Source organism: Stenotrophomonas sp. NA06056 (genome assembly GCF_013364355.1).
In the GTDB taxonomy this organism is placed as follows: domain Bacteria; phylum Pseudomonadota; class Gammaproteobacteria; order Xanthomonadales; family Xanthomonadaceae; genus Stenotrophomonas.
In genome coordinates, this window is sequence record NZ_CP054931.1 from 2,574,024 (window position 1) to 2,593,412 (window position 19,389).

At 66.3% G+C, this 19,389-nt stretch carries 18 protein-coding genes; 8 read left to right on the forward strand and 10 right to left on the reverse strand.

Annotation, left to right across the window (positions count from 1 at the left end; all coding sequences use genetic code 11):
* Window positions 1–28: 28 nt before the first annotated feature.
* The 4 genes from HUT07_RS11440 to sdhC form a co-directional block, all read right to left on the reverse strand.
* Complete coding sequence (locus tag HUT07_RS11440) at window positions 29–814, reverse strand: succinate dehydrogenase iron-sulfur subunit (protein WP_025878815.1); 786 nt, start codon at window positions 812–814, stop codon at window positions 29–31.
* 66 nt (window positions 815–880) lie between these two features.
* On the reverse strand, window positions 881–2,671 hold the full coding sequence (sdhA, locus tag HUT07_RS11445) for a succinate dehydrogenase flavoprotein subunit (RefSeq protein ID WP_025878814.1): 1,791 nt from the start codon (window positions 2,669–2,671) through the stop codon (window positions 881–883).
* Window positions 2,672–2,702: 31 nt separating this feature from the next.
* Window positions 2,703–3,089 (reverse strand): succinate dehydrogenase, hydrophobic membrane anchor protein, encoded by a 387-nt coding sequence (sdhD, locus tag HUT07_RS11450; protein ID WP_025878813.1) that lies wholly within the window; start codon window positions 3,087–3,089, stop codon window positions 2,703–2,705.
* Window positions 3,086–3,478, reverse strand: a complete 393-nt coding sequence (sdhC, locus tag HUT07_RS11455) for a succinate dehydrogenase, cytochrome b556 subunit (protein ID WP_089240360.1) — start codon at window positions 3,476–3,478, stop codon at window positions 3,086–3,088. Before sdhC ends, sdhD begins: the two co-directional genes overlap by 4 nt.
* 269 nt (window positions 3,479–3,747) lie before the next feature.
* Here sdhC and HUT07_RS11465 point away from each other — a divergent pair, with 269 nt between their 5' ends.
* A complete protein-coding gene (locus HUT07_RS11465) occupies window positions 3,748–4,623 on the forward strand; it encodes a folate-binding protein YgfZ (RefSeq protein ID WP_176021046.1) in 876 nt (291 codons plus the stop codon).
* Between the two features lie 123 nt (window positions 4,624–4,746).
* Here the strand turns inward: HUT07_RS11465 and ugpC are convergent, their stop codons facing one another.
* Complete coding sequence (ugpC, locus tag HUT07_RS11470) at window positions 4,747–5,829, reverse strand: sn-glycerol-3-phosphate ABC transporter ATP-binding protein UgpC (protein ID WP_176021047.1); 1,083 nt, start codon at window positions 5,827–5,829, stop codon at window positions 4,747–4,749.
* A gap of 352 nt (window positions 5,830–6,181) precedes the next feature.
* On the opposite strand from ugpC, the gene zwf reads away from it, so the two are divergent.
* From zwf to HUT07_RS11495, 5 genes are all read left to right on the forward strand, one after another.
* Window positions 6,182–7,618, forward strand: coding sequence for a glucose-6-phosphate dehydrogenase (zwf, locus tag HUT07_RS11475; protein WP_176021048.1), 1,437 nt, complete (start codon window positions 6,182–6,184; stop codon window positions 7,616–7,618).
* Window positions 7,615–8,622 carry a glucokinase gene (gene glk, locus HUT07_RS11480; protein WP_176021049.1) on the forward strand — a complete coding sequence of 336 codons (1,008 nt, stop codon included), beginning with the start codon at window positions 7,615–7,617 and terminating at the stop codon, window positions 8,620–8,622. Before zwf ends, glk begins: the two co-directional genes overlap by 4 nt.
* Window positions 8,619–9,341: a 6-phosphogluconolactonase gene (gene pgl / locus HUT07_RS11485; protein ID WP_176021050.1), complete on the forward strand. Its 723-nt coding sequence runs from the start codon at window positions 8,619–8,621 to the stop codon at window positions 9,339–9,341. The genes glk and pgl overlap by 4 nt, the downstream gene beginning before the upstream one ends.
* A 58-nt stretch (window positions 9,342–9,399) precedes the next feature.
* Window positions 9,400–11,316 carry a phosphogluconate dehydratase gene (edd, locus tag HUT07_RS11490; protein ID WP_176021051.1) on the forward strand — a complete coding sequence of 639 codons (1,917 nt, stop codon included), beginning with the start codon at window positions 9,400–9,402 and terminating at the stop codon, window positions 11,314–11,316.
* A gap of 231 nt (window positions 11,317–11,547) precedes the next feature.
* A complete protein-coding gene (locus HUT07_RS11495) occupies window positions 11,548–12,207 on the forward strand; it encodes a bifunctional 4-hydroxy-2-oxoglutarate aldolase/2-dehydro-3-deoxy-phosphogluconate aldolase (protein WP_099820140.1) in 660 nt (219 codons plus the stop codon).
* Window positions 12,208–12,603: 396 nt separating this feature from the next.
* On the opposite strand, the gene HUT07_RS11500 is transcribed toward HUT07_RS11495, so the two are convergent.
* The 3 genes from HUT07_RS11500 to ispG all read right to left on the reverse strand — a co-directional run bounded on the left by HUT07_RS11500 (window position 12,604) and on the right by ispG (window position 15,449).
* Window positions 12,604–13,251, reverse strand: coding sequence for a response regulator (locus tag HUT07_RS11500; RefSeq protein WP_176021052.1), 648 nt, complete (start codon window positions 13,249–13,251; stop codon window positions 12,604–12,606).
* 202 nt (window positions 13,252–13,453) lie between these two features.
* A complete protein-coding gene (locus tag HUT07_RS11505; RefSeq protein ID WP_176021053.1) occupies window positions 13,454–14,203 on the reverse strand; it encodes a phosphatase PAP2 family protein in 750 nt (249 codons plus the stop codon).
* Window positions 14,184–15,449, reverse strand: a complete 1,266-nt coding sequence (gene ispG / locus HUT07_RS11510) for a flavodoxin-dependent (E)-4-hydroxy-3-methylbut-2-enyl-diphosphate synthase (RefSeq protein WP_176021054.1) — start codon at window positions 15,447–15,449, stop codon at window positions 14,184–14,186. Before ispG ends, HUT07_RS11505 begins: the two co-directional genes overlap by 20 nt.
* Before the next feature lie 114 nt (window positions 15,450–15,563).
* Between ispG and HUT07_RS11515 the strand changes: the two genes are divergently transcribed.
* Window positions 15,564–16,784 carry an ATP-binding protein gene (locus HUT07_RS11515; protein WP_176021055.1) on the forward strand — a complete coding sequence of 407 codons (1,221 nt, stop codon included), beginning with the start codon at window positions 15,564–15,566 and terminating at the stop codon, window positions 16,782–16,784.
* A complete protein-coding gene (locus HUT07_RS11520; protein WP_176021056.1) occupies window positions 16,781–17,350 on the forward strand; it encodes a response regulator transcription factor in 570 nt (189 codons plus the stop codon). Before HUT07_RS11515 ends, HUT07_RS11520 begins: the two co-directional genes overlap by 4 nt.
* 94 nt (window positions 17,351–17,444) lie before the next feature.
* Here the strand turns inward: HUT07_RS11520 and pgi are convergent, their stop codons facing one another.
* Window positions 17,445–18,959 (reverse strand): glucose-6-phosphate isomerase, encoded by a 1,515-nt coding sequence (gene pgi, locus HUT07_RS11525; protein WP_176021057.1) that lies wholly within the window; start codon window positions 18,957–18,959, stop codon window positions 17,445–17,447.
* Entirely contained in the window at window positions 18,956–19,336 is a 381-nt protein-coding gene (panD, locus tag HUT07_RS11530; RefSeq protein WP_004153087.1) for an aspartate 1-decarboxylase, read from the reverse strand. The genes pgi and panD overlap by 4 nt, the downstream gene beginning before the upstream one ends.
* Between the last annotated feature and the right edge of the window lie 53 nt (window positions 19,337–19,389).

Consider the following 19,389-nt stretch of genomic DNA (forward strand, 5'->3'; position numbering starts at 1 on the left):
TGGCTCTACCGGGTACAGCCAGGCCGTATCAGGCGCGGCGTTCCATCATCAGCTTCTTGATCTCGGCGATCGCCAGCGCCGGGTTCAGGCCCTTCGGGCAGGTCCGGGCGCAGTTCATGATGGTGTGGCAGCGGTACAGCTTGAACGGATCTTCCAGATCGTCCAGGCGCGCACCGGTGTCCTCATCGCGCGAGTCGATGATCCAGCGGTAGGCCTGCAGCAGGATCGCCGGGCCCAGGTAACGCTCGCCGTTCCACCAGTAGCTCGGGCAGCTGGTCGAGCAGCACGCGCACAGGATGCACTCGTACAGGCCATCGAGCTTCTTGCGGTCTTCCGGCGACTGCAGGCGCTCACGGTCCGGCGGTGCCGGGGTCTGGGTGCGGATCCACGGCTTGATCGAGGCGTACTGCGCGTAGAAGTGGGTCAGGTCCGGAACCAGATCCTTGACCACGTTCATGTGCGGCAGCGGGTAGATCGGCACTTCCTTCTTGCCGCAGTCCGAGATGGCTCGGGTGCAGGCCAGGGTGTTGGTGCCGTCGATGTTCATCGCGCACGAACCACAGATACCTTCGCGGCACGAGCGGCGGAAGGTCAGGGTCGGATCGATCTCGTTCTTGATCTTGATCAGCGCGTCCAGAACCATCGGGCCGCAGGCGTCCAGATCGACGTCATAGGTGTCGGTGCGCGGATTGCTGTCGTCGTCCGGACTCCAGCGGTAGATCTTGAAGGTGCGCACGTTCTTGCCGCCGGTCTTGGCGGGGAAGTGCTTGCCCTTCGTGATCTTGGAATTCTTGGGGAGTGAAAACTCGGCCATGGCTGCTCTCGTTGGCTCAGGCGGCCCGCGCCCGAGGGCGCGGATTGCATGTTAGGCGGGGTCGGATCAGTACACGCGCGGCTTCGGCGGCACCACGGACACGTCATCAGTCAACGTGTACATGTGCACCGGACGGTAGTCGAAGCTGCACTTGCCCTTCTCGTCCACGCTGACCAGGGTGTGCTTCTGCCAATTGACGTCGTCGCGGTCCGGGAAGTCCTCGTGCGCATGTGCGCCGCGGCTTTCCTTGCGCTGCTCGGCCGAGTTGATCGTCGCCACCGCGTTCAGCAGCAGGTTGTTCAGCTCGTAGGTCTCGATCAGGTCCGAGTTCCACACCAGCGAACGGTCGGAGACCTTCACGTCCTGGAACGAGTCGAAGATCTTGTCCATCTTCTCGCAGCCTTCCTTCAGCGTCTGGCTGGTACGGAAGACCGCCGCGTCGGCCTGCATGGTGCGCTGCATGCGATCGCGGATGACCGAAGTCGGGGTATCGCCGTTGGCGTGGCGCAGCTTGTCCAGCAAGCCCAGCGCCTTGTCGCAGGCGTCTGCCGGCAGGGTCTTGTGCGCCGCGCCCGGGGTGATCGTCGCTGCGCAACGATTGGCCACCGCACGGCCGAACACCACCAGGTCCAGCAGCGAGTTCGAGCCCAGGCGGTTGGCACCGTGCACCGAAACGCAGGCCGCTTCGCCGATGGCGTACAGGCCCGGCACGACCGCATCGGGGTTCTCGCCGTCCTTGCGCACCACTTCACCGTGGTAGTTGGTCGGAATGCCGCCCATGTTGTAGTGCACGGTCGGGATCACCGGGATCGGCTGCTTGTGCACGTCGACGCCAGCGAAGATGCGGGCGCTTTCGGCGATGCCCGGCAGCTTGTCGTCGATCACGCCCGGGCCGAGGTGGGTCAGGTCGAGCAGGATGTGGTCCTTGTGCTCGCCAACGCCGCGGCCTTCACGGATCTCGATGGTCATCGAACGGCTGACCACGTCACGCGAAGCCAGATCCTTGTAGTGCGGTGCGTAGCGCTCCATGAAGCGCTCGCCGCTGCTGTTGCGCAGGATGCCACCTTCACCGCGGACACCCTCGGTGATCAGGCAGCCGGCGCCGTAGATGCCGGTCGGATGGAACTGCACGAACTCCATGTCCTGCATGGCGATGCCGGCGCGCATGGCCAGGCCGCCACCGTCGCCGGTGCAGGTGTGCGCCGAGGTGGCGCTGAAGTAGGCGCGGCCGTAGCCGCCAGTGGCCAGCACCACGCCCTGGGCGCGGAACAGGTGCAGCGTGCCGTCGGACATGTCCAACGCCAGTACGCCGCGGCAGGCACCTTCGTCATCGAAGATCAGGTCGAGCGCGAAGTACTCGATCATGAAACGAGCGTCGTGCTTCAGCGACTGCTGGTACAGGGTGTGCAGCATCGCGTGGCCGGTACGGTCGGCCGCCGCGCAGGTACGCTGCGCCGCCGGGCCTTCGCCGTACTGGGTGGTCATGCCACCGAACGGACGCTGGTAGATCTTGCCTTCGGCGGTGCGACTGAACGGCACGCCGTAGTGCTCGAGTTCGATGATCGCCGGAATCGCTTCGCGGCACATGTACTCGATGGCGTCCTGGTCGCCCAGCCAATCCGAACCCTTGATGGTGTCGAAGAAGTGGTAACGCCAGTCGTCCTCGCCCATGTTGCCGAGCGCAGCGGAGATACCACCCTGGGCGGCGACGGTGTGCGACCGGGTCGGGAAGACCTTGGTCAGGCACACGGTCTGCAGGCCCTTGGCGGCCAGGCCGAACGTGGCACGCAGGCCGGCGCCGCCGGCGCCCACCACGACCATGTCGTACTTGTGTTCGGTAATCTTGTAAGCGGACATCTAGTCTGGATTCCTGTCTTGGCGCCTGGGCTCAGGCAACGCCGAGGGCGATGCGGCCCACCGCAAACACACTGACGATCATGCCGAGCACGGCGACGAACTTCACCGCGGTCTGCAGCACCAGGGCCAGCAGCGATTCGTGGATGTAGTCCTCCAGCACGACCTGCAGGCCGAGCTGGGCGTGCCAGAACATGGCAATCAGCAGGCCGATCAGCGGAACGGCGTTCCACGGCTTGGCGATCGCGGCCGTGGCGGTCACGTAATCCGAGCCCAGCAGGCCCAGCACGAACACCAGGAACCAGATGCCCAGCACCACCAGCGCGGCGGCGGTCAGGCGCTGATGCACGAAGTGCTCGGTGCCGGTCTTGGCCGAACCGAGACCGCGCACGCCCTTCAACGGGGTACGGAACTTGCTCACGCGGCACCTCCGAACATCACATAGGCCCACACCGCCAGGGTGATCAGCAGGCTGCCGATCACCGACATCCAGCTGCTGCGGATGAAGGTGGCAATGCGGAATCCGATCGCGAAGTCCTGCACGATGTGGCGGATGCCATTGCACAGGTGATAGGCGAACGACCATGTCCACGCGAACAGGAACACGCGGCCATACCAGGCCCCGGCATGGCCGGTGAAGCAGTTCCAGGATTCGGGCCCCATCATCAGAGCCAACAGGCCTCCGGCGATGATGAGGGCACCAACAGACAGAAAGACGCCAGTGGCTCGATGCAGGATCGAGGTGGCCATCTGAATCTGCCAGCGATACACCTGAAGGTGCGGAGAAAGGGGACGTTGTCTGGTCGCCATTCGCTGGGCTCGTTGTCTCGGCTGGGCGGCATAAGGCCGCGTTGGCTCAATGCTGATCAAAAATCGATGCAGCGTCCGTTTTTTTCCCAATCGCCATACCGCACCGGATCGAGTCCGCCGCGGCCACCGAATTCCTCTTCCACCTCTGGTTGTTCCACGGGCACAGGGACCGGGGGAACCAGCGGGGCTTCAGCTTCGGCGTCGGGAGTGGGGGTTGTTTGGCCTATCATGATCGGTCTCGCAACGCACAAATTTTAGACCTCGTTCACGTGCCTGACAACCTTCCCCCTGCTTTCGTCGCATATCCGCGCCTGCCCGGCCATCAATTGCTGAGCCTGCAGGGCGTGGATGCGGTGGCTTTTGCCCATGCGCAGTTCAGCAGCGATGTGACCGCCCTGCCCCTGCTGCACTGGCAGTGGAGCGCGTGGCTGAGCGCCAAAGGCCGCACCCTGGCGGTGTTCCAGCTGCTGCGGCTGGCCGATGACCATGTGCTGCTGGTGCTGGCCGATGGCGATGCCGATGCGATTGCGTCGCAACTGCAGCGCTTCGTGTTCCGCCGCAAAGTGAAACTGCAGGTCCATGCAGACCTGACTGCGGCCGGGGCCTTCACTGCGCCGGAAGCGGCCACCGGCGCGGCCATCGCGCAGGCCGGCAGCCAGGGCTGGGAACTGGACCTGGGCAGCGATGCACTGCCCCGCACGCTGCGCATCGGCCCGGTCGAGGCCTTCCCGGCGAGCGACGAAGCCGAGGATGCAGCCTTCGCTCTGGCCTGGCGCCAGGCCGACCTGCGCTTTGGCCTGCCGCGACTGGAAGAAAGCCAGCGCGAGGTGTGGACCCCGCAGCAGCTGGGCCTGGACCGGCTCAATGGCTACAGCGTGAAGAAGGGCTGCTATCCCGGCCAGGAGATCGTCGCGCGCACCCATTTCCTCGGCAAGGCCAAGCGCGCGGTGCAGCTGCTGCATACCGGCGCACCGGCGCAGGCCGGCGATGGCGTGCAGCAGGACGGCGCCGCGCTCGGCACCCTGGCCAGCGTGGCAGGGGATCTGGCGCTGGCGGTGCTGCCGCTGGAGACCGGCGACAGCGAACTACAGGTGGGTGATGCGCCCGCGCAGCGGATTCCATTGCTGGATGGGTTGGCGCGCTGAGGAACCGATCCGGCACGTCATCCACGCGTGGCGTGGATCTACTGAACCCGGTGGGTGCGGACCGTTGGTCCGCACGCGTTCGGCGAAGGAAAGGTAGTACCGGCCGCTGGCCGGCACCACCGGTTACAGGCGCTCGCCGGTTTCCGGGTTGAAGAAATGCAGGCCCTGCGGGTGGATCGCCACCCGGATGTCCTCGCCCACGCCCGGCAGCGCCTGCGGCGCCACGCGCATGGTCAGCGCGTGCTGGCCGCTGCTCATGTTGACGAAGATCTCGTTTCCGACCGGCTCGATGCCTTCGATGCGCGCGGTGAACGCATGCGTGTCTTCACTGCCTGCCGGTTGCAGGTGTTCGGGACGCACGCCCACCGCAATCGGCTTCTGCAGCCATGCCGGATCGATCGTCGCCTGCCCCAGCGGCGCCTGCCACGCGCCATCGACCACGGTCACGCCACCGGCGTCGCCCTGCAGCGTGCCGCGCAGCACGTTCATCGCCGGGCTGCCGAGGAAACCGGCCACGAACAGGTTGGCCGGACGGTCGTACAGCGCCATCGGCGTATCGATCTGCTGGATGATGCCGTCCTTCAGCACCACGATGCGCTGGCCCAGGGTCATCGCCTCGACCTGGTCGTGGGTCACGTAGATCATGGTGGTGCCCAGCTTGCGGTGCAGCTGCGCGATCTCGGTGCGCACGCTGTGCCGCAGCTTGGCATCGAGGTTGGACAGCGGCTCATCGAGCAGGAACACCGCCGGCTCGCGCACCAGCGCGCGGCCGAGTGCAACACGCTGGCGCTGGCCGCCGGACATCGCCTTGGGCAGCTTGTCCATCATGTCGGTCAGGCCCAGCGTCTGCGCGGCTTCGCTGATGCGCTTGTCGATGGTGGCCTTGTCATGGCCGCGCAGCTTCAGGCCAAAGGCCAGGTTCTCGGCCACGGTCATGTGCGGGTACAGCGCGTAACTCTGGAACACCATCGCGATGTCGCGATCCTTCGGTGCCACGTCGTTGACCACGCGATCACCGATGGTCAACGTGCCGCCACTGATCTCTTCCAGCCCGGCCACCATCCGCAGCAGGGTCGATTTGCCACACCCCGACGGGCCGACCAGCACCATCAGCTCGCCGTCGGCGACCTCGAAGGTGGCGTCCTTCACCGCGACCTGGCCGTTGTCGTAGACCTTGCGCACACCCTGCAACTGCACTTTTGCCATTTCACTCATCCAGTCCGCCCGACGCCGGGCTGTCTTTTGGGACTGCCTCGGCCCTCCCGATGGCAGTGATGATTGCGCGGTTGCCGCATGACGGCGACCACTGCAATCGAATACAGTTGCCCATTCTGCCATGTAAACGTTTTCACGTGGCACTATCCGACAGTCGGTGCGCGCCGACCTGCATCGTCGACCGAACGAAGGGTTGCCGCTGTAGTGGTTTCGATTGGAACGGTACTCCGGCAACCCGGAAAGCCGGTCCAGATGAGCCTCGGACAGGCAGTTGCGCGGATGTCCCCCGAACCCAGCCATGAAGCGATTGACAACGATGTCACCCGGATCTGAAACTCGAGCGATGCACGACACACTCTTCCTGTTTGGTGCCACAGGTGATCTGGCCCAGCGCTACCTGTTCCCTTCGCTGCTGCGCCTGCTCGGCGACGGCCTGCTACCGGAGGATTTCCGCATCCGTGCGCTGGCCCTGTCCGGCCACGACACCGAAGCCTTCCATGACATCCTGCGCCCGCGACTGCAGCAGGCCATGCCAATGGCCAGTCAGGAGGACATCGCCTCGCTGCTGCGTCGCATCGACTACCGCTCGGTGGACCTGCGCGACGTCGACTCGGTGGCCGCTGCCGTGTCCGACCTGGTCGACCGCCGCTGCGTGAGCTACCTGGCGATCCCGCCGGGCCTGTACATCTCCACCTGCGAAGGCCTGGCCAAGGGTGGCGCGCTGGCCGCACCCGCGCGCCTGATGCTGGAGAAGCCGATCGGCAGCGACAGTGAAAGCGCCGAGGAGATCATCACCACCATCGGCCAGTGGATCGACGAAGACCGCGTGTTCCGCCTCGATCACTACCTGGGCAAGGCGGCGGTGCAGAACCTGATCGCACTGCGTTTCGGCAATACGCTGCTGGAAGCGGTGTGGAACCGTAACTACATCGAATCGGTGCACATCCTGGTCGCCGAGAGCGAAGGCGTGGATGGCCGCGATGCCTACTACGCGCGCTCCGGCGCCCTGCGCGATATGGTGCAGAGCCACATCCTGCAGTTGCTGTGCATGGTGGCGATGGAGCCGCCGGCGTCGCTGGAAGCCGACCGCATCCGCGATGAGAAGGTCAAGGTGCTGCGCGCCCTGCGTCCGCTTGATGCCAAGCACGCCGCGCATGACAGCATCCGCGGCCGCTACACCGCCGGCAGCATCAACGGCCAGCCGGCACAGGCCTACCAGCCGCCGGAAGGCAGCGACGTGGAGACCTTCGCCGGTGTCACCGCGCACATCGACAACTGGCGCTGGAGCGGCGTGCCGTTCCACCTGGTCACCGGCAAGCGCCTGCCCGAGCGCACCACCCGCGTGGTGGTGACCCTCAAGCCGGTCACCCATTGGTTGTTCGAGCGTCCGCAGCGCGCGCAGGCCGCACCGAATCGCCTCGTGTTCCAGCTGCAGCCGCAGGAAAACATCGAACTGGGCCTGATGAGCAGCCTGGCCGGCCCGGAATGGGGCGCGCTGGAACTGCAGCCGCTGGAGCTGGAGCTGTCGGTGCCGACCGGCCTGCACCGCCGCATCGCCTACGAACGCCTGTTCCTGGATGCCTTCAACGGCAACCACACGCTGTTCGTGCGCGATGACGAAGTGCGCGCCGCCTGGGCTTGGATCGACAGCGTGGCCGACGCCTGGAAGGAGGCCAAGCTGCCGCTGGAGCCCTACCCCGCCGGCCAGTGGGGCCCGAGCAATGCGGGCGAGTTCCTGCCGCAGGGCGTGGATGCACCGGACAGCGGAGCGTCGGAATGAGTGCCAGCAGCCAGCCCGTGCTGGTCGCCGACATCGGCGGCACCAACGCCCGCTTCGCCCTGGCCGACACCTCGCAGGACGCCCCGCTGCTGAAAGAGAGCATCCGCGAGTACGCAGTGGCGGAGTTCCCGTCGCTGGGTGATGCCGCACGCCACCATCTGGAACAGATTGGCGCCACCGCGAGCCGCGGCGTGTTCGCCGTCGCCGGTCGTGTCGATGGTGACGAAGCCCGCATCACCAACCATCCGTGGGTGATCTCGCGCAGCCGCACGGCCGCGATGCTCGGTTTCAACGAACTGCACCTGATCAACGACTTCGCCGCGCAGGCGATGGCGATCTCGCTGCTGCAGCCCGATGACGTGGTCCAGGTCGGCGGTGCCTCCTGGGTTCCGGGCAAGCCGGGCCAGCCGCGCAATTACGCAGTGATCGGGCCGGGCACCGGCCTGGGCGTCGGCGGCCTGATCCTGCGCCACGGCCGCTGTTACCCGCTGGAAACCGAAGGCGGCCATGTCAGCTTCCCGCCGGGAACGCCGGAAGAGATCCGCATCCTGGAGATCCTGTCCGAGCAGTTCGGGCGCGTCTCCAACGAGCGACTGATCTGCGGCCCCGGCCTGGTCAACATCCATCGCGCCATCTGCGAGATGGCGGGTATCGACCCGGGCCAACTGCAGCCGGTGGACGTGACCGCTCGCGCCCTGCACGGCGATCCACAGGCGATGCGTACCGTGGATGTGTTCTGCGCGGTGTTCGGCGCGATTGCCGGTGACCTGGTGCTGACCCAGGGCGCCTGGGACGGCGTGTTCCTGACCGGCGGGCTGACTCCGAAGATGCTCGATTCATTGCAGCACTCCGGTTTCCGCCAGCGCTTCGAACACAAGGGCCGGTTCTCTTCGATCATGGCACGGGTGCCGTCGCTGGCCGTGATGCATCCCCACGCCGGACTGCTGGGCGCCGCTGCCTATGCTGCCGACGCCGAACGTGACGCACCAGGAGTTGCCGCATGACCCCCGTTTTCCACGACGACCGTATCGATTTCATCAACCACGGCGATGCCGATGGCTGGATCGAAGCGGTTGCTGCCGAAATGGCACAGGCGATCAACCACGACATCAACGAGCTGGGCCGCGCACGCATCCTGTTGTCCGGCGGCACCACGCCGGCACCGGTGTACCAGGCGCTGGCCGAGCTGGACGTGCATTGGGACCGCGTTGAAGTAAGCCTGGCCGACGAGCGCTGGTTGTCGCCGCAGGATCGTGACAGCAATGCATGGCTGGTGCGCGAAAACCTGCTCACGCGTGCCGAAGGTGCGCACTTCGATCCGCTGGTGCGGATCGGCAAGCCGCTGCCCGAGTGCGTCTACACGGCCAACCTGCAGGCCCAGTACAGCCAGGCACCAAGCCTGGTTGCACTGGGCATGGGCAATGACGGCCACACCGCGTCGTTGTTCCCGGGCTCGCGCGACCTGCAGCGCGCCCTTGAAAGCACCTTGCCGTATGCCGCGCTTGATGCCACCGGCTGCCCCGGTGCCAATCAGTGGCCGCTGCGCATCACCCTGACTCCGCGCGGCCTCCGCCAGTGCCGCCAGCGCCTGCTGCTGCTGCGCGGCAAGCAGAAGCTGCAGGTGCTGCGCCAGGCATTGGACAGCAACGACCCCCAGCAGTATCCGATCCTCAACGCGATCAACCTGGACGGCGCGCGCCTGCGCGTCCACTGGGCTGATTGATGTCGGTGGCGGCGGCCTGCCGCCGCCCGCCTCTCGCCACCTCGAACGCCGGTAGCCAATGAGCCTCCATCCGCAACTGCAAGCCATCACTGAGCGCGTCATCCGCCGCAGCGCCGCCTCGCGCGCCGCCTATCTGGCAGCAATCGACGCCTCCCTGCGCGATGGCCCGTTCCGCAGCCGCCTCAGCTGCGGCAATCTCGCCCACGGTTTCGCCGCCTGCGGTGGCACCGACAAGAGCCGCCTGCGCGGTGGCGTGACGGCCAATCTGGGCATCATCACTGCCTACAACGACATGCTGTCGGCACACCAGCCGTTCGAGACCTATCCCGAACAGATCCGCGCGGTAGCCCGTGAACTCGGCGCGACCGCACAGGTGGCCGGCGCGGTGCCGGCGATGTGCGACGGCGTCACCCAGGGCCGTGGCGGCATGGAGCTGTCGCTGTTTTCGCGTGATGTGATCGCGCAGGCCACGGCGATCGGGCTCAGCCACGACATGTTCGATACCACCGTGTACCTCGGTGTGTGCGACAAGATCGTTCCGGGCCTGCTGATCGGCGCCCTCGCCTTTGGCCACCTACCCGCCGTGTTCGTGCCGGCCGGCCCGATGACGCCGGGCATTCCCAACAAGCAGAAGGCCGAAGTGCGCGAGCGCTACGCCGCCGGCGAAGCCACCCGCGAAGAACTGCTGGAAGCCGAATCGGCCTCCTATCACGGTGCGGGCACCTGCACCTTCTACGGCACCGCAAATTCCAACCAGGTGCTGCTGGAGGCGATGGGTGTGCAGCTGCCGGGCGCGTCGTTCGTCAACCCGGATACCGCGCTGCGCGATGCGCTGACCCGCGAAGCCACCGAGCGTGCGCTGGACATCACTGCGCTGGGCGACGACTTCCGCCCGCTGGGCCGGATCATCGACGAGCGCGCGATCATCAACGCGGTCATCGCGCTGATGGCCACCGGTGGCTCGACCAACCACACCATCCACTGGATCGCGGTGGCGCGTGCGGCCGGCATTGTGCTGACGTGGGACGACTTCGACGAGCTGTCGCAGCTGATTCCGCTGCTGGCCCGCGTCTATCCGAACGGCGAAGCCGACGTGAACCGCTTCGCTGCAGCGGGCGGCCCGGCGTTCGTGTTCGGCGAGCTGATCAAGGCTGGCCTGATGCATGGCGATCTGGTCAGCGTGGCCCGTGGCGGCATGGCCGACTACGCCCTCGAACCGCAGCTGCGCGAGGGCAAGCTGGTCTATCTGCCGGGCCTGGAACGCAGTGCCGATGAAGAAGTGGTACGCGGTGTCGACAATCCGTTCGAGAGCCAGGGCGGCCTGCGCCTGCTGCGCGGCAACCTGGGCAAGTCACTGATCAAGCTGTCGGCGGTGAAGCCGCAGTACCGCACCATCGAAGCGCCAGCCGTGGTGGTGGATGCGCCGCAGGTGCTGAACAAGCTGCACGCCGGCGGCCTGCTGCCTGAGCATTTCGTGGCGGTGGTGCGTTACCAGGGACCACGTGCGAACGGCATGCCCGAACTGCATTCGCTGGCACCGCTGCTGGGTCTGCTGCAGAACCAGGGCCGGCGCGTGGCACTGGTCACCGATGGTCGCCTGTCCGGCGCGTCGGGCAAGATTCCGGCAGCCATCCACGTGACGCCGGAAGCCGCACGCGGTGGTCCGCTGGGCAAGGTGCGCGAGGGCGACATCATCCGCCTGGATGGTGAGGCCGGCACGCTTGAAGTGCTGGTGGATGCGGCCGAATGGGCCGCGCGTGCGCATGCGCCGAATACGGCACCGGCCGCCAATGACCTGGGCCGCAACCTGTTCGCGATCAACCGACGCGTGGTGGGTCCGGCGGATCAGGGGGCGATCTCGATTTCGTGTGGCCCGGCGGCGGCTGATGGGGGGCCGTGGGATTACGACGCGGAGTATGAGCTGGGGCACGATGCGGCGGCGGCGGCGGCGCCGCATGAGGCGAAGGACGCCTGAGGGATTGAAGAGCGTTGCGGGTTTGTCGCAGCGGTAGATTTCCTGGCTGAGGGCGCGATCAGCCCCAGCCGGGACACGCCGTAAACCCATCCATGGGGGCTCGGTCGCGGCATCCATGCCGCTCACGGTCCCGTCTGGGGCTGATCGCGCCCTCCTGACACTCTCCGGCGCATCAATGCCGCGAAGTGATCATTGAAAATCAAATTCGAAAGCAAAGGCAGAAGCAGAGCTATGGGTATCGAACAACATCAGGTGCGGGCGGCGGAGCTGTTGCATGCGGCGGGCATCCTGCCGGTGGTGACGATTCATACGCTGGACCAGGCACGCGCGGTCAGTGCAGCGTTGCTGGAAGGTGGTCTGCCGGCGATCGAGCTGACGCTGCGGACGCCGGTAGCGATGGAAGCGCTGGCGATGCTCAAGCGTGAGCTGCCGGATGTGGTGGTCGGTGCCGGCACGGTGCTGACCGTGGAGCAGATGCAGCAGTCCATCGATGCGGGCGCGGATTTCCTGGTGACGCCGGGTACGCCGCCGGTACTGGCCGATGCGCTGGCCGCTGCTCCGCTGCCGGTGGTGCCGGGTGCAGCCACGCCGACCGAGCTGCTGTCGCTCTACGCGCGCGGCTTCCGCGTGTGCAAGCTGTTCCCGGCCACAGCCGTGGGCGGCCTGGCGATGATCAAGGGCGTTGCTGGCCCGATTGCCGACCTCAAGCTGTGCCCGACCGGTGGCATCACCGAGAACACCGCCGCCGAGTACCTGGAGCAGAAGAACGTGGTCTGCATCGGTGGCTCGTGGATGGTGCCGGGCAACTGGATCGATGCGGGCCAGTGGGACAAGGTGCGCGAAAGCGCGGCGCAGGCCGCGAAGATCGTCAAGCGCGTACGCGGCCACTGAGTCCGATGCAGGTGTAGAGCCGAGCCCACGCTCGGCTCCGCGCCAGCGGACCGGAAAGCAGCCGAGCATGGCTATGCCGGTCGTCCTGACCGGCACCCTTTGGGCCGTCGCAAGCGACGTTGGCAGCGGCTCCTGCCGCTACCTTCGGCTCTACAAAAGCCAGCATCCCGAGCGCGCGACCCGCTCCCGCTCTTCCTTCTTCATTCCGCGGTGGATGCCACAGGAAACTGTCCAAGGTCGGGCAGGTTGGGTTCGCGGGGGTGTGAGCCGCATGGATGCGGCGACCAAGCCCCCATGGATGGGTTCACGGCGTCCCCCGCGAACCCAACCTGCCCGGCCATGCCACCGATGTCAGCGGCGATACACCGCGAGGGGCTCAGCCGTTGGCCGAAACCCTTACAGCGGCCGTGCCGGATCCACCAGCCCATACTGGCTGGCCATCCGCGCCAACGCGATGTTGTCGTGGATCCCCATCTTCTCGAACAACCGCGCCTTGTGCGTGTTCACCGTCTTCGCACTCAGGCTCAGGCGCCGCGCGATGTCTTCCTGGCGCAGGCCCTGGGTCAGCAGCAGCGCCACCTCAAGCTCGCGCGGCGACAGGTTGTCGAACGGCGAACCGTTGCCTTCCACCGTCGACAGCGCCAGGTTCTGCGCGATGCTCGTGCCCAGGTAACGCCGTCCGGCGGCGACGTCGCGCACCGCGCGCAGCAGTTCCTGTGCATCACAGCCTTTGCCGATGTAGCCGGCGGCACCCGCTTCGAGCAGGCGCTTGGGCAGCGGGCCATCTTCCAGCACCGACACGATCACCACCCGCGTGCTGCGGTGACCACGCACGATGCGCTCGGTCACTTCCATCCCGCTCACACCAGGCAGGTGCAGATCGCACAGCACCACGTCCGGTTGCAGCTGGCGGATCGCGGGCAGCGCTTCTTCGCCCGTCTCGGCCTCGCCCACCACCTCAATGTCGGTGTCACTCGACAGTATCATCTTCATCCCGGTGCGGACCAACGCGTGGTCATCCACCAGGTAGACTCGAATCGTCATTCACGTACCTCTTCGAATGCGGCCAATACGGGTCAACCTAGGCAGGAGCACCTGACCACTGCAAGCGCGGATGTTGCGCAATTCCGGCGTTCTGCCTTGCGCATCACATTCTTCACGCATTGATCGTGTCCCTTGCCCTGCAGAACCCACTACAACGAAACAACCCGTCCCTCAGGTAGACGCCCTTGGGAGGGCATCCACGTCACTCCCCTTGCGTGATCGCTTCGCTGGCCGTCGCTGGCGGCGAACCGTGCCGTCGCCATGGGTGACGGCGACTGAACATGACCAGATAGCACCCTACCACCCAAACCAGCGCGGCACACCATCCGGCCAGGATGTCCGAGGGGTAGTGCACCCCCAGATAGACCCGGGAAACGCTCACCAGCAGGCTGAACGCTGGCGCCAGCAGCAGTACCGGCCAGCGCCAGCGGGTATTCCAGGCCAGCAGCACCAGGGTGACCGCCAGGGTCATCGAGCCCATCGCGTGGCCACTGGGGAAACTGAACGTGGATTCCGGCGCGATCGATTCCCACAGGCTGGGGCGGTCACGCTGGAAGAAGTGCTTGCTGCCCATGTTCAGCAGCGCCGACCCTACGAAGCTCACGGCCACGAAGGTCGCTTCGCGCCAGCGCCGGTGCCAGGCCAGCGCGCCGACAATCAGCACGTCGGCCGGGATCAGGAACCACTCGTACCCCAGCTTCGACAGCAATACGAAGATCCGGTCCAGCCACGGCGAATGCAGACCGTGCATCTGCCACAGCAGCGGCGCGTCGAAGTGGAAGGACTCGAACTCGTGCACCTCGTCGGCCAGGGCGACGAATCCGGCCAACGGCAGCAGCACACCGGCAAACAGCAACAGCAGCCGCCAGGCATTGCGCGCCATCCAGTGGCGGAAACCGGAGGCTGGCTCCGGTGCAGCGAGGATCGTCGGCTTACCCGGCGCTTCGGACATAGGTGCGTTCAACGTAATCATCGATCAGGGCGACGAATTCCTGGGCGATGTTCTCGCCACGCAGGGTCACCTTCTTCTCGCCATCGACAAACACCGGTGCCGACGGTGCTTCACCGGTACCCGGCAGCGAGATGCCGATGTTGGCATGCCGCGACTCACCCGGCCCGTTGACCACGCAGCCCATCACCGCCAGGGTCATGTTCTCCGCGCCCGGATGCTGGATCTTCCACATCGGCATCTTTTCGCGCACATGGGTCTGCACCACCTTCGCCAGCTCCTGGAAGAACTCCGAGGTGGTACGGCCGCAGCCCGGGCACGCCGTGACCAGCGGCGTGAACGCGCGCTGGCCGGTGGTCTGCAGCAGTTCCTGGGCGACGATCACCTCCTGCGTGCGCGACTGCCCCGGTTCGGGCGTCAGCGAAATGCGGATGGTGTCGCCGATGCCTTCCTGCAGCAGCACGCTCAACGCCGCCGCCGAAGCGACGATACCCTTGCTGCCGATGCCGGCTTCGGTCAGGCCCAGATGCAGGGCGAAGTCCGAACGCTGGGCCAGGTCGCGGTAGACCGCGATCAGTTCCTGCACGCCGCTCACCTTTGCGGAAAGGATGATGCGATCGCGCGGCAGGCCGATGTCCACGGCCTGCTCTGCCGAATCCAGCGCCGAACGGATCAGCGCCTCGCGCAGCACGCGGCCGGCGTCCCAGGGTTGTTCGCGGTGGTTGTTCTCGTCCATCAGCTTCGCCGCCAGGGCCTGGTCCAGCGAGCCCCAGTTGGCACCGATGCGCACCGGCTTGTTGTAGCGGATGGCAAACTCGATCAGCTGGGCGAACTGCAGGTCCTTCTTCTTGCCGAAGCCCACGTTGCCCGGGTTGATGCGGTACTTGGCCAGCGCTTCGGCACAGGCCGGTTCGGCCGTCAGCAGCTGGTGGCCGTTGTAATGGAAATCACCGATCAGCGGTACGTCGATGCCCATCATCGCCAGCTTGTCGACAATGCGTGGGATCGCTGCGGCCGCTTCGACGGTATTGACGGTCAGGCGCACCATTTCCGAGCCGGCGCGCCAGAGCTCGGCAACCTGCTTCACGCTCGAAGCCACGTCGGAGGTGTCGGTGTTGGTCATCGACTGCACCACCACCGGCTTGCCACCGCCCACGGTGACTCCACCGATCTGGACCGAATGGGTCAAGCGACGGGGCCAGGCAGTGGCATCGGAGGGGGCTGTGGGGCGGGTGACGGCGTCATGCATGCGGGCATTCTAACGCTCGCCCAGACCTTGCGGGTGTGTCGCATTCAGGCGGCAGACCGGCTGCGGCCGATTGTCGCAGGCAGGCATCCCTGCGAACGCATACGATGGGCGTGAATGACCGGTCCCGACGCCCCGTTTCTCAGAACCCTGTGCAGCCTGCGCTGGCTGGCCGTGGCTGGCCAGGCAGCCACCATCCTGGTCGCCACCTGGGTGCTGGGACTGCCCTTGCCGCAACTGCCGCTGTGGTCGGGCGTCGCTGTGCTTGCCGTGTTCAACCTGTATACGCAGCTGCGCCCGGAGCCGGCCGATACCGCGCCACTGACCGCCTTCGGCCACATCCTGGTTGATGTGATCATCCTCACCTGGATGGTCAGCTGGAGCGGCGGCATCGCCAATCCGTTCGGCTCACTGTTCCTGATCCTGATCGCTCTGGCCGCCTTCGCCCTGCCCCTGCGCTGGGCCCTGGCCGTGGCCAGCGCCTGCCTGCTGGGCTATGCCGCCAGCGGACTGTTCGGGCAACCGCTGCCGACGGGCTACTTCAATGCACTGGACCTCAATCGCTGGGGCGTGATCGCCACCTTCCTGCTATCCGCTGCGGTCGTGCTGATCTTCTCCACCCGGCTGGCGATCGCCCTGCGCGAACGCGAGCTGGAACTGTCGGCCCTGCGCGAACGCTTCGCGCGCAACGAAGGCATCGTCGCCCTGGCCACGCATGCGGCCTCGGTGGCGCACGAACTGAACACACCGCTGGCGACCATGACCCTGCTTGCCGACGACGTGGCCGAACGCAGCGAAGAGCCGGAAGTGCGCGAGGACATGGAAACCCTGCGCGAACTGCTGGTGCAGTGCCGTGAACGTGTGCTGGCACTGGCCGCACCGGCCTCCAACGACCGTCCCGGGCGCGCCCACTCCACGGCCCAGCAGGTACTGGAACAATGGCGACTGGTGCGCCCGACCATTGACCTGCACCGGAACGACGACGCACCGCTGCGCCTGCCGCTGGACCCCGGCGTCGGCCACCTGTTGATGGTGCTGCTGAACAACGCTGCCGATGCCGGCGAACAGGCCGGACGGCCGCGCGTCGACCTCAGCCTGCGCATCGAAGGCGACGACCTGATCGGCGAAGTACGCGACTACGGCCATGGCTTCGATGCCCGCGCCGCAGTGCTGCCGGGCAAGCTGTTCGGCAGCAGCAAGAGTGAAGGCCTGGGCGTCGGCCTTGCCCTGTCCCATGCCACCATCGAACGCCTGGACGGCGAGATGTGGATGCGCCCGGCCCAAGGGGCCGGTAGCCGCGTCGGCTTCCGCCTGCCGTTGGCCCCCCGCGAGGAATGACCATGACTGCTTCTACCCTTGGCCTGCTGGTCGACGACGATGAACTCTACCTGCGCACGCTGCAGCGCAGCTTGGCCCGCAAAGGGCTGGAGACGCAGACCGCACAGGATGCGGCCAGTGCGCTGATGCTGGCCCGCCAGCATCCGCCCGCCTTCGCGTTGATCGACCTGAAACTGGGCAGCGATTCCGGCCTGGCCCTGATCCAGCCGCTGCGCGCGCTGCGTGCAGACATGCGCATCCTGCTGGTGACCGGCTATGCCAGCATCGCCACCGCGGTGGAGGCGATCAAGCTCGGCGCCGACGACTATCTGCCCAAGCCCTCGACGGTGCCGATGATCCTGCGCGCGCTGGGCGAGGAAGACGACGGCCCCGCCGATGACGGCGAGATGGAAGTGCCCGATGCGATGACCCCGATCAGCCGCCTGCAGTGGGAACACATCCAGCAGGCGATGCATGAAACCGGCGGTAATGTGTCGGCAGCGGCCCGGTTGCTGGGCATGCACCGGCGTTCGCTGCAGCGCAAGCTGGCCAAGCGGCCGAGCCCGGAGCGCGATCCGAGCCGGTAACGCGGCACACCCTTCGCGGTAGTGCCGGCCGCTGGCCGGCAACATCATGAACACATCACCTTGATGCCGGCCAGCGGCCGGCACTACCAGAGCCTCAGCGCTTCAATTGCGCCAGGATCTCGCGGGTCATCGGATCGGCAATCGCCACATCCTCGCCCTGCAGCGCCGGCAGCAGGCCACTGGCCAGCTGCTTGCCCAGCTCGACACCGAACTGGTCGAAGGCGTTGATGTTCCAGATCACCGACTGCACGTACACCGCGTGCTCGTACATCGCGATCAATGCGCCCAGTGCCTGTGGGGTGAGCGCGTCGAGCAGGATCATCGTGCTCGGACGGCCGCCCGGGTAGTCACGATGCGGATCGTCGCTGCTCTGGCCGTTGGCCAGTGCTTCGGTCTGCGCCAGCAGGTTGGCCATCAATGCCTGATGGTTGACCGTATACGGATCATCATTGTGCACGCAGCCGATGAAATCGGCCGGAATGATGCTGGTGCCCTGGTGCAGGGCCTGGAAGAAGCTGTGCTGCACGTCGGTGCCTGCACCACCCCACCACACCGGCACGGTGTCGGTGCTGACCGGCTGGCCGTCGCGCTGCACGCGCTTGCCCAGGCTTTCCATCACCAGCTGCTGCAGGTAGGCCGGCAGCAGCGCCAGGCGCTGGTCGTAGGTCATCACCGCGTGCGTGGCATGGCCCAGCAGATTACGGTTCCAGATGTCGGTCAGGCCGTGCAGTACCGGCAGGTTGCGCTCCAGCGGCGCATCCAGCGCATGCGCGTCCATCTGCGCGGCGCCTTCCAGCAGCTGCTCGAAACGCTCGAAACCGATGGCCAGTGCGATCGGGAAACCAACGGCCGACCACAGCGAATAGCGGCCACCCACCCAGTCCCACATCGGCAGCACGCGATCGGCGGCAATGGCGAAGGCCTTGGCGGCGCGCTCCGGGTTGGCGCTGACCGCGTACAGGCGCTCGCTGCCACCCAGCCAGTCATGCAGGATCTGCCCGTTGAGCAGGGTTTCCTGGGTACCGAAGGTCTTGGAAATGAGGATGCCGGCGGTCTTCGCCGGATCCAGCGTGGCCAGCGTGCGCTGCATGGCGGCGCCGTCCACGTTCGACACGAAATGCACGCGCAGGCGTGCGCCACTGACCGGACGCAGTGCGTCGGCCACCAGACGCGGACCGAGATCGGAACCACCGATGCCGACACTGACTACGTCGGTCACGCCACTGTCTTCCAGTGCGCGCACCAGCACGCCCATGCGCTGGCGGATGCCGCGCGCGGTGGCATAGGCCTCGGCCGCCACCGGCGCGTCAACCACATCACCGCGAAGCGCGCTATGCAGCGCCGCGCGGCCTTCGGTCAGGTTGACCTGCTCGCCACGGAACAGGCGCGTGATAGCGCCGCCGACATCACGTTCGGCAGCCAGCGCCAACAGCGCCTGCAACGCCGCGGCATCGTATTTCTGCCGGGCGAAGTTGACATACAACGGACCGACCCGCAGCGCCAGATCCTGTACGCGGCCGGGTTCGGCGGCGAGCAGGCTGGGAATGCTTGCGCCCTTCAGGCGCTGGGCGTGGGAATGCAGCGAGTCGAATCCGTTGTTCGTTGTCATGCGGCCTGGGTCGGGATCGTGTCGTTGGTGTGGGAGATCTGGTTGTTGCCATCCACGTACACCAGCTTCGGCTTGAAGCTGTCCGCTTCCTGCTCGGTCATGCTGGCGAAGGCGGCAATGATGATGATGTCACCGACCTGCACGTGGCGCGCGGCGCCACCATTGAGCGAGACGACGCCGCTGCCGGCTTCGGCGCGGATCGCGTAGGTCGAGAAGCGCGCACCGTTGGTCACGTCCCAGATGTGCACCTGCTCGAATTCGCGGATGCCGGTGGCAGCCAGCAGGTTGTCATCGATGGCGATCGAGCCTTCGTAGTTCAGCTCGGAATGGGTGACGGTGGCGCGGTGGATCTTGGTCTTGAGCAGGGACAGGTGCATGGAGGCGCTGCAACGGCAAAGGAAAGAGCGGATTCTAGCACCCGCGTGGCACC